Annotated in this window: 14 protein-coding genes; 5 read left to right on the forward strand and 9 right to left on the reverse strand. The window is 69.9% G+C overall.

The annotated features are described in order from the left end of the window. Positions 1-30 precede the first annotated feature (30 nt). Entirely contained in the window at positions 31-1,020 is a 990-nt protein-coding gene (locus RAC69_RS09575; protein ID WP_375086623.1) for an aldo/keto reductase, read from the forward strand. Positions 1,021-1,039: 19 nt separating this feature from the next. On the opposite strand, the gene RAC69_RS09580 is transcribed toward RAC69_RS09575, so the two are convergent. Beyond that, positions 1,040-1,516, reverse strand: coding sequence for a heme-binding protein (locus RAC69_RS09580; RefSeq protein ID WP_375086624.1), 477 nt, complete (start codon positions 1,514-1,516; stop codon positions 1,040-1,042). 71 nt (positions 1,517-1,587) lie between these two features. Here RAC69_RS09580 and RAC69_RS09585 point away from each other — a divergent pair, with 71 nt between their 5' ends. From RAC69_RS09585 to RAC69_RS09595, 3 genes are all read left to right on the forward strand, one after another. After that, complete coding sequence (locus RAC69_RS09585) at positions 1,588-2,154, forward strand: mismatch-specific DNA-glycosylase (protein ID WP_375086625.1); 567 nt, start codon at positions 1,588-1,590, stop codon at positions 2,152-2,154. Then, positions 2,151-2,915, forward strand: a complete 765-nt coding sequence (locus RAC69_RS09590) for a hypothetical protein (protein ID WP_375086626.1) — start codon at positions 2,151-2,153, stop codon at positions 2,913-2,915. The genes RAC69_RS09585 and RAC69_RS09590 overlap by 4 nt, the downstream gene beginning before the upstream one ends. 67 nt (positions 2,916-2,982) lie before the next feature. Beyond that, positions 2,983-3,819 (forward strand): aldo/keto reductase, encoded by an 837-nt coding sequence (locus tag RAC69_RS09595; protein WP_375086627.1) that lies wholly within the window; start codon positions 2,983-2,985, stop codon positions 3,817-3,819. Positions 3,820-3,905: 86 nt separating this feature from the next. On the opposite strand, the gene RAC69_RS09600 is transcribed toward RAC69_RS09595, so the two are convergent. From RAC69_RS09600 to RAC69_RS09620, 5 genes are all read right to left on the reverse strand, one after another. Further along, entirely contained in the window at positions 3,906-4,913 is a 1,008-nt protein-coding gene (locus RAC69_RS09600; RefSeq protein WP_375086628.1) for a sugar phosphate isomerase/epimerase family protein, read from the reverse strand. Continuing rightward, positions 4,910-6,037, reverse strand: a complete 1,128-nt coding sequence (locus RAC69_RS09605; RefSeq protein WP_375086629.1) for a Gfo/Idh/MocA family protein — start codon at positions 6,035-6,037, stop codon at positions 4,910-4,912. Before RAC69_RS09605 ends, RAC69_RS09600 begins: the two co-directional genes overlap by 4 nt. A 67-nt stretch (positions 6,038-6,104) precedes the next feature. After that, positions 6,105-7,652, reverse strand: coding sequence for a GMC oxidoreductase (locus tag RAC69_RS09610; protein WP_375086630.1), 1,548 nt, complete (start codon positions 7,650-7,652; stop codon positions 6,105-6,107). Next, positions 7,649-8,593: a sugar phosphate isomerase/epimerase family protein gene (locus RAC69_RS09615; protein WP_375086631.1), complete on the reverse strand. Its 945-nt coding sequence runs from the start codon at positions 8,591-8,593 to the stop codon at positions 7,649-7,651. Before RAC69_RS09615 ends, RAC69_RS09610 begins: the two co-directional genes overlap by 4 nt. Before the next feature lie 30 nt (positions 8,594-8,623). Then, a complete protein-coding gene (locus RAC69_RS09620; protein ID WP_375086632.1) occupies positions 8,624-9,955 on the reverse strand; it encodes an MFS transporter in 1,332 nt (443 codons plus the stop codon). A gap of 108 nt (positions 9,956-10,063) precedes the next feature. On the opposite strand from RAC69_RS09620, the gene RAC69_RS09625 reads away from it, so the two are divergent. Further along, entirely contained in the window at positions 10,064-10,687 is a 624-nt protein-coding gene (locus RAC69_RS09625; RefSeq protein WP_375086633.1) for a TetR/AcrR family transcriptional regulator, read from the forward strand. A gap of 37 nt (positions 10,688-10,724) precedes the next feature. On the opposite strand, the gene RAC69_RS09630 is transcribed toward RAC69_RS09625, so the two are convergent. From RAC69_RS09630 to RAC69_RS09640, 3 genes are read right to left on the reverse strand one after another with little or no spacing between them, the layout of a single operon-like run. Continuing rightward, complete coding sequence (locus tag RAC69_RS09630; protein WP_341936104.1) at positions 10,725-10,991, reverse strand: DUF6510 family protein; 267 nt, start codon at positions 10,989-10,991, stop codon at positions 10,725-10,727. Then, entirely contained in the window at positions 10,991-11,740 is a 750-nt protein-coding gene (locus tag RAC69_RS09635) for a ferredoxin reductase (RefSeq protein WP_375086729.1), read from the reverse strand. Before RAC69_RS09635 ends, RAC69_RS09630 begins: the two co-directional genes overlap by 1 nt. Next, positions 11,737-12,330, reverse strand: coding sequence for a sulfite oxidase-like oxidoreductase (locus RAC69_RS09640; protein WP_375086634.1), 594 nt, complete (start codon positions 12,328-12,330; stop codon positions 11,737-11,739). The genes RAC69_RS09635 and RAC69_RS09640 overlap by 4 nt, the downstream gene beginning before the upstream one ends. Between the last annotated feature and the right edge of the window lie 16 nt (positions 12,331-12,346).

Raw genomic sequence — 12,346 nt, forward strand, 5'->3', positions numbered from 1 at the left:
CTGTCGTGGAGACGACCGAGGGAGAAGCGGATGCTCGAGGCGAAGGACAGTGTCAGGCTCGGCGGTTCCGGGTTGCGGATCTCCCCGGTGGTGCTCGGATGCATGAGCTTCGGTCTTCCGGACCGCGGGGCGCATCCCTGGTCGCTCGACGAGGAGGCGAGTCGTCCGCTGATCCGGCACGCGGTCGAGGCCGGGATCACGACGTTCGACACGGCCGACGTGTACTCCGACGGCACCAGCGAGGAGATCGTCGGACGAGCCCTCGCCGACTTCGCGCAGCGCGACGAGATCGAGATCGCGACGAAGGTGCACGGGCGCATGGGGTCGGGAGCGAACCAGGCGGGGCTCAGTCGCGGGCACATCCTGAGCGGGATCGACGCGAGCCTGCGCCGCCTCGGCACCGACTACGTCGACCTGTACCAGATCCACCGGTGGGACCCCGAGACGCCCATCGAGGAGACCATGGAGGCGCTGAACGACGTCGTGCGCTCGGGCAAGGCGCGGTACATCGGCGCGTCGTCGATGTGGACCTGGCAGTTCACGACCGCCCAGCACGTCGCACTCCAGAACGGATGGACGCCGTTCGTGTCGATGCAGGACCAGTACAACCTGCTGCAGCGCGAGGAGGAGCGGGAGATGCACCCGTACTGCCTCGACTCCGGCGTCGGCGTGCTGCCCTGGTCGCCCCTCGCCCGCGGACGTCTGACCCGCGACTGGGATGACACGACGGCGAGGACCGAGTCGGATGCGTTCGGCTCGACGCTCTACCGCAGCGAGGAGCAGTCGAACCGCGCGATCGTCGAGGCGGTCGCGCGCGTCGCCGAGGCGCGCGGGGTCTCGCGCGCCCAGATCGCGCTCGCCTGGGTGGCGCAGCAGGATGCTGTGACCGCACCGATCGTCGGAGCCACGCGCGTCGGGCACATCGACGACGCGGTGGCTGCCGTCGGCATCCGTCTCGACGACTCCGAGGTCGAGGCACTGCAGAGTGCCTATACGCCTCGCGCGCCCGAGGGGTTCTGAGCGCGGCTCCGCCCCGCCGTCAGGCGCGCTGCGCGTCCCGCAGCTCTCGCAGCGCGACGGCGACGAGCGCGTGATCGTCGGCCGACGGCAGGCCGGACACGGTCGCCACGGCGACGACCCCCACGCCGCGCACGCGCACAGGCACGGCGCCGCCGGCGACGGCGTACGTCGCGGCATCCAGCCAGCCCGGCTCCATCGGATCGCGCTCGCCCGCTGCCACCCGCGCTTCGAGCAGCGCCGTGCTGGTCTCGAATCGCAGCGCAGTCGCCGCCTTCTTCGCGACCCACGAGTCGTTGTCCGCGGTCGCGCCGGGGAGCGAGGCATGGAAGAGCACACCGGATGCGGTGCGGATGTCGACGGCGATCGGCGCCGACTCCACGAGTCCCCGCTCGGCGATCGCACGACCGAGCGCCCACGCGTCGGCCCTGTCGAATCGGTCGAGGTCGAGCCCCGAATGCTCCTGCTCCAGGCGGGCGAGCCAGGCGTCATCGGTCATGGTCGTCGATCCTTCCGTTGCGGGGTGCTCCCCACAGTCTGCCGCCCCGGTGGCGGGCGTAGAGTCCGAGTGTGCCCGATCTTCGCCCCACCCTGATCATGCCGCCGCTCATCGACGAGCGGACGCGGCTGCTGTTCGTCGGCATCAACCCCGGGCTGCGTTCGGCCGAGGTCGCCGCCCCCTTCGCACACCGCAGCAATCGGTTCTGGAAGGCGCTGCATGCCGCCGGCATCCTCGACCGGGTCATCGACGCGTACGACGGAGTCACGCCCGCCGACCGCGAGCGCATCCTGGCACGCGGTGTCGGGGTCAGCACTCTTGTGCAACGCGCGACCCGGGCGGCCGACGAGCTCGCGCCCGAGGAACTGGTCGCCGGCGTCGACGACCTGCGCCGACTCGTCGCCGAGCACGACCTCGCGGTGGTCGCGATGCTCGGCATCGGCGCCTACCGCACGGGCTTCGGACGTCGGAAGGCCCGCCAGGGCGTGCAGGAGGAGACTCTGGGCGGCGCCGAGCTGCGGGTGCTGCCCAACCCGAGCGGGCTGAACGCCGGATCGACGCTCGCCGACCTCGCGACGGCGTTCCGCGAGGCCGCCGTCGCCGCCGGGGTCACCGTCCGACGGGAGGACACGCGATGACCGACACGGATGCCGAGCTGCGCGCCCTGCAGTCGCGGGCGTACGGGCGCGATGCGGACATCACCCGCGACCCCGAGGCGATGCGGCGCCTCGCGTCGTTGGAGGCGCAGCGGCAACCGGCGTCCACCTCCTTGTACGCTGCGGCGGATCCGTCCCCGGATCCGCTCATCGAGAGCGTCCCGCGCTTCGCACCCGACGCCGATGGCGCCCCCGCCGTCCTGGAGCCGGACTCGGAGTCGATGATCGCGCCATCCTCGGCGCTGCGGGAGCGCTTCTCACCCCGTCCACGTCTCGCCTGGTTCGTGGCTGCGGTGGCCGTGTTCCTGTCTGCGATCGGCGTCACCGCGACTGCGGTCGCAATGGCCCGTCCGGCGGAGCCCGGGGTCGTCGCGACCATACCGGTCGACCCCGAGGCGAAGTGGAGGGATATTCTCGGATCGCGTGATGAGGGTTCCGCGATCTTCGAGGACTTCCATGGGGTGACCCTCATTCGCAGCATGGGATTCGCGGGCCCCAGCGATTCCGGCGTGGGATGCCTGATCGCTGTCTCCACCAAAGCCCTGAACTCGGCGTCTCCCGACGCGGGCTTCGGCGGCTGGGGCATGGGATGCCCAGCCGGGGGCTTCCCCGCCAGCATCCAATTCATCGTGGACGACGGATTCCCTGACGCGCTGCGCGCGCGCTACCCGACCGGCACCGCCCTGAAGTTCACGATGCGCGGCAACCTCGTCGAGGTCCGCGCCGATACCCAGGGCGGATGATGACGTTCCGCGACAGCAGTTGTCAACGTCTGGCCCCTGCGGTCGGGGCGGCTTCTAGGCTGGAGTCATGACTGTTCCCACCATCGCCCTGAACTCCGGCCACTCCATCCCCCAGCTGGGTTTCGGCGTCTTCCTCGTGCCTGCGGATGAGGCGGAGAAGGCCGTCTCCGAGGCCCTCGAGGTCGGATACCGCCACATCGACACCGCTGCGATCTACAAGAACGAGGAGGGCGTCGGCGCCGCCATCGCGAAGAGCGGCATCCCGCGCGACGAGGTGTTCATCACCACGAAGCTCTGGAACGACCGTCAGTCCGGCGAGCAGCCGCACGACGCGATCCGCGAGAGCCTCGACAAGCTCGGCCTCGACTACGTCGACCTGTACCTGACGCACTGGCCCACGCCCGAGAAGAACACCTACGTCAACGCGTGGACCAAGCTCATCGAGATCCGCGACGCAGGCCTCTCGCGTTCGATCGGCGTCTCGAACCACCTGCCCGAGCACCTCGACCGCCTCGTCGCCGAGACCGGCGTCGTGCCCGCCATCGACCAGATCGAGCTGCACCCCGCCTACCAGCAGCGCGACGTGCTCGCCTGGGCCGAGAAGAACGGCACGAAGATCGAGTCGTGGGGTCCGCTCGGCCAGGGCAAGTACCCGCTGTTCGAGAACCCCGCCGTCGCCGAGGCCGCCGAGGCGCACGGTGTCACGCCCGCCCAGGCCGTGATCCGCTGGCACCTGCAGAAGGGCTTCATCGTCTTCCCGAAGTCCAGCCGTAAGGAGCGCATGGAGCAGAACTTCGACGTGTTCGGCTTCGAGCTGACGGATGCCGAGATCGCCGCGATCGACGGTCTCGACCCGCTCGACGGCTCCGGCCGCGTCGGCTCGCACCCGCTCGAGTTCAACTGATCGAGAGCTCAGGTCGCTGACGGAGAGGGGCGGATGCCGGGCACTCACCCGGCATCCGCCCCTCTCGCGTCCTGCGTGCTGCGGACTCAGTCCTGTGCGGAGAACGCGGCGTCGAAGGATGCTGCGGGGGCGTCCCAGAGCAGCGAACGGACGAAGGCGAGGGCGTCAGGGGCTCCATGTAGACGGTCCATCCCGCTGTCCTCCCACTCGATCGAGATCGGCCCGCCGTACCCGATGGCCCGCAGGGTGCGGAAGCAGTCCTCCCAGGGCACGTCTCCGTGCCCCGTGGAGACGAAGTCCCACCCGCGCCGCGGATCGCCCCAGGGAAGGTGCGACCCCAGCACCCCGTAGCGTCCGTTCGGCGTCCGCACGCGGGTGTCCTTGCAGTCGACGTGGTAGATGCGGTCAGCGAAGTCCGTGAGGAACGCGACCGGATCGATGTTCTGCCACATCATGTGGCTCGGGTCCCAGTTGAGTCCGAACGCCTCGCGGTGCTCGATGGCGTCGAGCGCGCGCACCGTCGTGCAGTGGTCGTAGGCGATCTCGGACGGATGGACCTCATGGGCGAACCTCACGCCTTCGGCGTCGAACACGTCGAGAATGGGGTTCCACCGATCGGCGAAGTCCTCGTACCCCGCCTCGATGACGGCCTCGGGCACGGGCGGGAACATCGCCAGGTACGGCCAGATGCTCGAGCCCGTGAAGCCGACGACGGTGTCGACGCCGAGCCTCCGCGCCGCCCGGGCCGTCATCTTCAGCTCCTCGGCCGCACGCTGACGAACGCCCTCCGCGTCGCCGTCGCCCCACACCCGCGAGGAGAGGATCGCGCGATGGCGGAAGTCGATCGGATCGTCGCACACCGCCTGACCCGCGAGGTGATGGGAGATCGCCCAGACGCCGAGCCCGTGCCGGTCGAGCAGGTCGCGACGCTCACGCAGGTAGGCGTCGTCGTGGACGAGGCGCACGACATCGAGGTGCTCTCCCGAGCAGGCGATCTCCAGGCCGTCGTATCCCCAGCGGGCCGCGTGCCCCGCGACCTCGTCGAGGGGCAGATCGGCCCACTGTCCCGTGAACAGTGTGACGGGGGTGCTCATGGCAGGTCTCCTTCGATGTCTGTCCAACTGCGGGATGCCGCGGAGCGCGCCACCGCATCGACGATGCGCGTCGCACGGAGACCGTCGGCGAAGGTCGGGAGTCCGTCGTGGGTGCGTCCGCGCACCGCGGCGAAGGTGTCGCGGACGAAGGCCGTGAAACAGTCCTGATATCCCTGCGCATGGCCGGGCGGGAGGTAGGCGAGGCGGGCGTGCTCCGATGCCATCGGCGCCGTGGCGCGCGCGAGGAGACGAGCGCCGTCCGCCAGACCGAGCCAGGCGACCTCGGGCTGCTCCTGGTCGAACACGGCTGACCCGTTCGCACCGTCGAGCTCGAACCACAGGCGGTTGCGACGACCGGCGGCCACCTGCGAGACGACGACGTTCGCCGGCGTCTCCGACTCGGTGATGAACGTCGCCATGGCCACGTCCTCGGTGGTCACTGCGCTCCGTGCGCCGTCCGCGGCGCTGCCGAACGCCGCCGTGGAGCCGCTCGGACGCTCGGAGACGGCGATGGAGAAGAGGGCGATGGTGGATCGGAGGCGTTCACCGCTGACGAACTCGACGAGGTCGCACCAGTGCGACCCGATGTCGGCGAACGCCCGCGAGGCGCCGCCGGCAGCGCCGTCCACCCGCCAGTTCCCGGCGTCGGGCGACAGCATCCAGTCCTGTGTGTACGAGCCGTGCAGCGCGTTCCAGGACCCGAAGTCCCCGGCCAGCCGTCGCGCCCGCAGTTCGCGCACGATCGGGTGGTACCGGTAGACGAACGGCACGGTCGCGACGAGTCCGGTGTCTGCGGCGAGCGCCACCAGGCGTTCCGCATCCTGGGGAGACGTGGCGAGCGGCTTCTCGCAGACGACGTGCAGCCCTGCGCGCAGCGCTGCCTCGGCATAGTCGACGTGTGTGCTGTTGGGCGAGCACACGTGGACGACATCCACATCCGATCCGAGGAGTGCGCCGAGGTCGGGGAACTCGACGGCGTCCCACTCGGCGGCGAGCGCGGCGGCGCGGCCTCGGCGTGATCCGAGAAAGCCGACCACGCGACCTCCGGCGCCGTGCACGGCCCTCGCGTGCACCGCCGCGATCATCCCTGTGCCGATGATCGCGGCGCGGACGGGTGCTTCCATGGGTGCTCTCCTCGGTGGCGGGTGGGGCGCCGGCATCCGACGCCCCACCTGTCTCTTGTCGTCGCGCTCAGCGCGCGCCGGCCGGCTCTCCCGCGAACTCCTCGGCGAGCGACTCGGCGAGCGCGGTCGCCGCGCGCCAGGCCAGGGCGACGGTCGTGAGTGTGGGATTGGCCGCGGTGGCCGTGGGAATCACGCCGTTGCCGCCGACGTAGAGGTTGTCGACACCCCACACGCGCAGCCGCTCGTCGCAGACGGAGGACCCGTCGTCGGTCTCCCCCATCCGCACCGTGCCCTGATAGTGCAGCGATGAGCCGCCGGCGGCGAGCGTCGGCTCCTCGGTGAGCGTGCCGATGAGCCCGGCCGAGCGGATCGAGTTCGCCCGCATCTCCTCGATCGTCTCGAGGTCTCGTTCTGTGCGGGAGTACCGGATCGTCATCCGCGGCATGCCGTAGTGGTCCGTGTCGGTGTCGCTGAACTCCACGGCGTCGTCGAAGCGGACGTCCTTGGCGGCGTACCACGCGAGGATCCCCAGGCGCAGGGACGCCGCGTCGTCGCCGATCCCGAGGGCGTAGGGGGAGTCGGCGAGAGCCATGACGCCGCCCTGCATCGGACGCGCGTCCGAGAAGGGGATCAGCACGTACCCGAGCGATCTCGGGTCGCGCTCGAAGCGCGAGGGATCGAAGTCGTCGGAGAGCATCACGAACGACGCCATCTGATAGTGCTCGTTGAGGTGGTGCCCCAGCGCCCGAGGGCGGATGCCGGAGGCGAAGAGCACCTGCGGGGTGCGCAGCCCGTCCGCGCAGACCACGACGCGCGCGGCATCGACCGTGTACACCTCACCGGTCCTGCGGTCTTCGAGCTCAGCGCCCACCGCGACACCGGCCTCGACGATGACCCGACGGGCGAGGGTCTCGGAGCGCAGCTCGAACCCCGGGACCGAGCGCTCGATGTCTCCCAGGATGGTGCCGGTGCCCGAGAAGGTGAGACGCTCGCCCTCCCAGTGCGTCGCGCTCGGCATGAATCCGACAGGAGTGAGGCCGGGCCCGTCGAACTCGTCGGCCATCGCACGATAGATCTCGGCGGCGAGTCCGGTGCCGGGAGGATCCAGGACGGTGACCCCGAGCACATCCTCGGCGTGGGAGAGCGCGGCATCCATCTCCTCTTCGGGGATGAACGGGATGCGCTCCGACTGGTGCGGGCGCGGGGTGGAGGTGCCCCAGTGGATGCCCATGCCCCCGACTCCGGTCGACATGCTGGCTGCGGGCAGTCCCACGTCGCCGGCGCTCAGCGTCGGGCGGGGGTCGACGAAGTGCAGTCCTGGAAGGATCGTCTGACGGAACTCGAGGCTCGGATCGAGTCCCTCCGCGATGTCCTGCAGGGCCGCCGCGCGCTCGACACCCGCGTCCGGTCCCTGCGTGAGGAGCTGCACCGCTGCGCGCTCCTCATCGGTCATGTTCTGCGTGTGGTTCCCCCTGACCCCGGGCAGTTCGGGGCCGAGCTCGACCATCAGGATCCTCGCGTTCGGCACCTTCTCGCCGATGGTGCGGGCGTACATGGACCCCGCCGGACCGCTGCCGATGATGAGCACATCGACGGCGCCGCCTGCGGCGGTCATGCGCGCACCTCCGCCGCGCTCCGGGCCACGTCGAGGACCCGAGCGCTCTTCGCCCACGGGTCTCCCCCCGTCCCCTCGTACTCGATCGTGAGGGGGCCGTCGTATCCGTGCGCACGCAGGATGCCGATGGCCCGGTCGAGGTCGATCGGACGTACGGCGCCGGCGTCGTCGACGTGGTGCGCCTTGACGTGCACGAGCTCGGCGCGCGGCGCGAGCTTCTCGATACCCGCGTACACCGGTGCGAGGTCGACGCTCTCCAGCAGCGCGACCGGGTCGACCTCCGCGGACCCCGGGGGCGAGAACATCAGTGCCATCGTCGGCTGCATCAGAGCGTCGAAGTTGCCGAGGTCGAGGAGCAGCCCGAGGCGGTCGACGCCGACAGCATCGAGGAGGCTCAGCATCCAGGTCGGATCGCTGCTCGGACCGCCGTGATTCTCGACGAGCAGGCGGCTGCCGTGCTGGGCCGCGAAATCGCCCAGCGCGGCGAGCGCCTCGACGAGATGGGTCGGCGGCTGCTCCCCGTGGTGGGGGCTGAACGGCGAACCGGGGTTGACGCGGACGAAGCGCGACCCCAGGGCGGCGAACCGCGCGATCCAGCGCTCGAGCTCCGCGACATCGGCGGCGCGCTTCGCGTCATCCGTCTCCAGGAGGTCCCCGGCATCGATCGCGACGTTGAGGAGTCGCACCCCCGATGCGGAGAGTCCTTCGGCGAAGGCGTCGATCTCGGGATCGTCGATGCCGCCGCGGAACTGGAACGCGACCGTCTCGATCTCGTCGACCCCGAACGCGTCCTTCGCCCGGGTGGGGAAGTCGGCGAGGGTGGAGAGCTTTTGGAAGGGGAACGAGAAGCTCTGAGTGTTCCCCTCCTGATCGGTGAAGCTGAACTCGATGGGGCCGAGGTGCTCTCGCACGCTGTACGACGACATAGCGAGGGTGGTCATGAGGATCTCCTCTTTCGGTGGTGGGTGGTCTCAGGAGGGCTGCGCGCTGACGGGCTGCGCGGCGGCGGTGGGCTCGCGCGTGATCAGCGCCCAACGGGGGTCGCCCTCTCGGCCGATCTCGGGCAGACGCAGCACGAGGAGAGCCCCGACGATGCCGATCACGGCGAGCGTGACGTAGAGAGCGCTGAAGCCGCCGATCCCGAGCAGGAGCGGTGCGACGAACGGGACGAAGGACTGCGGCAGGGTGTTCGCCATGTTGATGATCGCGAAGTCCTTGCCCGCGTTCTCGGCGCTGGGCAGCATGCGCACGCACATGGCGCTGTCGATCGAGAAGAACAGACCGGTGGCGAGACCGAGGATCGCGACGGCGACGTACACGATCTCGATGGTCGGTGCGAAGCCCTGCAGCACCAGGGCCGCGGCGGCGAGGATGCCGGCAACGATCACGAACGGCTTCTGGCGGCGGGCGCGGTCGGAGATCGGCCCCGCGACGACGCTCGTGACGGCCAGCAGTCCGACCGAGATCAGCGACAGGACGAGGACGTTGCCTCCCACGGCCTCCGGGGAGATGCCGAAGCGGTCCATGAGGAAGAAGGCGTTGTACGTCCCGCTCGCGTACGCGCAGGTGAGGAGGAAGCGCACGAGCCACGCCCAGCCGAACGCCGGGTGCTTCCTCGGGTTCAGCCAGAACGAGAGCAGCAGCTGCTTGAGGTTCAGCCCCGCCTGCTCGGGCCCGGGAGTGTGCTGCGGGTCCTTCAGGAGGAAGACCGCGACGATCCCCAGCACGATCGATATGGCGGCGACGGTGCCCCACTGCGCGATCGGGTCGGTGAGCGAGCTCACGGCCGCGATGCCCGCCAGCGGACCGACTGCGCCGGCCAGCCCGACGAACCCTGAGACGGTGCCTCGGCGGTGCGTGGGCACCTGGTCGGCGAGCAGCGCGTTGGTCGCCGCCTGCTGGAAATTGAAGAGCGTCTGCGTGAGGCACCAGATCAGCGCGACCTGCCAGATCTCGGTCGTGAAGGCGAAGGCGAAGACCGCGAGCGAGCCTCCGATCGCTCCGGTGAGGATCCACGTGCGGCGCCGACCGAACCGAGCGGCCGTCCTGTCGCTGATGCGACCTGCGAGCGGATTTGCGATCAGAGCGAAGAGGGCGCCGACTCCGGTGATGAAGCCGAAGGCCGCTGCCGCGTCCGCACCCGCGATGCGGGTGGTCTGGAGCGTGAGCAGCAGCTGGAGAGGAGTCAGCAGGGCGATGAGCGCTCCGACGTTCGAGGAGAACATCGCTGCGATCAGGCGTGGGAGGGGCGTGGCGGGTCGGGGTGTGGTGGCGTCGACGGCGGTGTCGGTCCGGGTTGTCATGGCACTCCAATGTGCGTGAGAGACACTCCAAAATGGAAGTGTCTCCCAATATGGAGGATCATCCATAACGATGTCAAGGATCAGCGCCCGCCGATCTAGACTCGGGCTGTGGGACTCCGGGAGATGAAGGCCGCGCGCACACGACGGCAGATCGCAGAGGTCGCCGTGTCCGCGTTCATCGAGCACGGTTACGACGAGACGACGATGGAGCAGATCGCGGAGCTGGCGGAGATCGGCACCTCGACCCTGTACCGGTACTTCCCGAGCAAAGAGCTCCTGATCCTGGAGCCGTTCTCCGAGGTGCTCGACTTCGGTCACTACCTGCGCGCACGACCCGCGGACGAGACCGCGGGCGAGGCGCTTGCGGGCGCACTCCTCGACCTCGCCGACCAGTTCTCCGACCCCTCACGACGGATCCCCGACATCCGGCGCATCATCGACGCCTCCGCGGTACCCCGCGCGCGTCTCTGGGACATCTTCCTCGACAGTCGTGCGGAGTTCGAGGCCGCACTCGCCGAGCGCATGGGCCTGTCGCAGCACGACCACGCCGTGCAGATCTCCGCGGGCATCGCGCTCGACATCTTCTACCGCGTCGACGAGCAGTGGAAGGGCGACCACGAGAAGGACTACCGCGTGCTGTTCCGCGACGCTCTGGCCTCGCTCTCCACCTCGCCGATCGTGCTGCCGACCATTCCCTCGCGCCCGTCGCCGGTCGGCGATCCCGTCCGCTGACCGACGCTCAGCCGTTCGACGCGCAGGCGCTCGACGCTCAGCCGCTCAGCGACCCGAGGCTTCCGAACACGAGCCGCGGGCTCCCGTCCGTGTGCAGCACGGTGAAGAGGGTGCGCGTGCAGGCGCGGCACCGCACGATCGCGACGCGGGCGTCGATCTCGACGACGGCTTCGGCCAGGCACGCCTCGCTGCCGCATCCGTCGCACGTGCCGTGGAGGGCCGTGACGTCGATGCCGAGGATGTCGAGCACCTGACCGGCGATCGCATTGCCGTCGACCGTGGTCGCGGGGTGGTCTGCACTCATCAGCTGCCTCCGAATCTCTCGGTGCGCACACGCTCCGGGTCGTGGCCGAGCTCCACGAGGATGCGCGACACGTGCTCGACGAATCCGGTCGGCCCGCAGACGAAGACGAGAGGACGGCGATCCGCCGGCCAGACGGCCGCGGCGACGGCATCCGCGTCGAGCCTGCCCGCCCTGCCGTTCCATCCGGGAGGAGCCGACCGCGTGTACGCCCAGCGCACGTCGACCGCCGCGCGCTCGCTCCCCGCGGCCCCGTCCCCCTCGGCGTCGTTCCGCAGTTCGTCGCCGAACATCGCGTCCGCCGCGCTGCGCACCGAATACAGCAGGCGCATCGACGACCCGACGCCCGCGGCCTCTGCGGCGCGCACCATCGCGACGAGCGGGACGATCCCCGATCCGCCGGCGATCAGCTGCACCGGACCCTCCTGATCCGGCCGCCACACGAAGAAGCGGCCCAGCGGACCCTTGACCTCGAGCTCATCGCCGACCATCACGTCGCGGACGAGGTACGGCGACACCTCCCCGGTGGGGATCTCGTCGACACCGAGCTCGACGACCGTCGAGTCACCCCACGATGCGAGCGAGTACGAGCGCACTGCCTGATACCCGTCCTCGGCGGTCAGCCGCACGTCGACGTGCTGGCCCGGATCGTTGCCCGGCCAGTCGGACACATCGAGCAGGATGCTGCGCGACGACGCCGTCTGCTCGGTGACACCGACCACGCGCGCGGGGCGCCATCCGGCGACGATCACCAATAGCGTTCCTCGGTCCAGGGGTCGCCGTGCATGTTGTAGCCGTTCTGCTCCCAGAATCCGGGCGCGTCCTCCTCCATGAGCGTGAGTCCCCTGACCCATTTGGCGCTCTTCCAGAAGTAGAGGTGCGGCACGATGAGCCTCGCCGGTCCGCCGTGCTCGGGGTCGAGCGGCTCCCCCTCGAACTCGGACGCGACCCACGCCTGCCCGCCGAGCAGATCGTCGAGGGGGATGTTCGTGGTGTACCCGCCGTAGGAGTGGGCCATCGCGAAGGACGCGCTCGTGTCGATGTCGGCGAGGAGGGAGTCGAGCGAGACCCCGCGCCAGTCGGTGCCGAGCTTCGACCAGCGCGTGACGCAGTGGATGTCGGTGTGGATGTCCTCGATGGGCAGCGCGTGGAGCTCATCCCAGGTCCACGAGGTCAGCGCACCGCTCTCGTCGCGGATGCCGAAGCTCCACTCGGACCTCTCGATCCGCGGTGTGGGGCCGGCGGAGAGCACGGGGAAGTCCTCGGTGAGGTACTGCCCCGGTGGGAGGTTCGGCTCGCTCTCGCGCCGCCGCCCGCCGAAACCCCGCGAGATCACAGCCATCTGTCCTCTTTCCCGT

Origin of the sequence: Microbacterium sp. LS_15 (assembly GCF_041954735.1) — a bacterium.
In the GTDB taxonomy this organism is placed as follows: domain Bacteria; phylum Actinomycetota; class Actinomycetes; order Actinomycetales; family Microbacteriaceae; genus Microbacterium.

What these genes read in the sequence shown, in the direction of transcription:
- RAC69_RS09575 (WP_375086623.1), top strand. Translation starts at nt 31, where the DNA reads ATGCTCGAGGCGAAGGACAGTGTCAGGCTCGGCGGTTCCGGGTTGCGG.
- RAC69_RS09580 (WP_375086624.1), bottom strand. Translation starts at nt 1,516, where the DNA reads ATGACCGATGACGCCTGGCTCGCCCGCCTGGAGCAGGAGCATTCGGGG.
- RAC69_RS09590 (WP_375086626.1), top strand. Translation starts at nt 2,151, where the DNA reads ATGACCGACACGGATGCCGAGCTGCGCGCCCTGCAGTCGCGGGCGTAC.
- RAC69_RS09595 (WP_375086627.1), top strand. Translation starts at nt 2,983, where the DNA reads ATGACTGTTCCCACCATCGCCCTGAACTCCGGCCACTCCATCCCCCAG.
- RAC69_RS09600 (WP_375086628.1), bottom strand. Translation starts at nt 4,913, where the DNA reads ATGAGCACCCCCGTCACACTGTTCACGGGACAGTGGGCCGATCTGCCC.
- RAC69_RS09605 (WP_375086629.1), bottom strand. Translation starts at nt 6,037, where the DNA reads ATGGAAGCACCCGTCCGCGCCGCGATCATCGGCACAGGGATGATCGCG.
- RAC69_RS09610 (WP_375086630.1), bottom strand. Translation starts at nt 7,652, where the DNA reads ATGACCGCCGCAGGCGGCGCCGTCGATGTGCTCATCATCGGCAGCGGT.
- RAC69_RS09615 (WP_375086631.1), bottom strand. Translation starts at nt 8,593, where the DNA reads ATGACCACCCTCGCTATGTCGTCGTACAGCGTGCGAGAGCACCTCGGC.
- RAC69_RS09620 (WP_375086632.1), bottom strand. Translation starts at nt 9,955, where the DNA reads ATGACAACCCGGACCGACACCGCCGTCGACGCCACCACACCCCGACCC.
- RAC69_RS09630 (WP_341936104.1), bottom strand. Translation starts at nt 10,991, where the DNA reads ATGAGTGCAGACCACCCCGCGACCACGGTCGACGGCAATGCGATCGCC.
- RAC69_RS09640 (WP_375086634.1), bottom strand. Translation starts at nt 12,330, where the DNA reads ATGGCTGTGATCTCGCGGGGTTTCGGCGGGCGGCGGCGCGAGAGCGAG.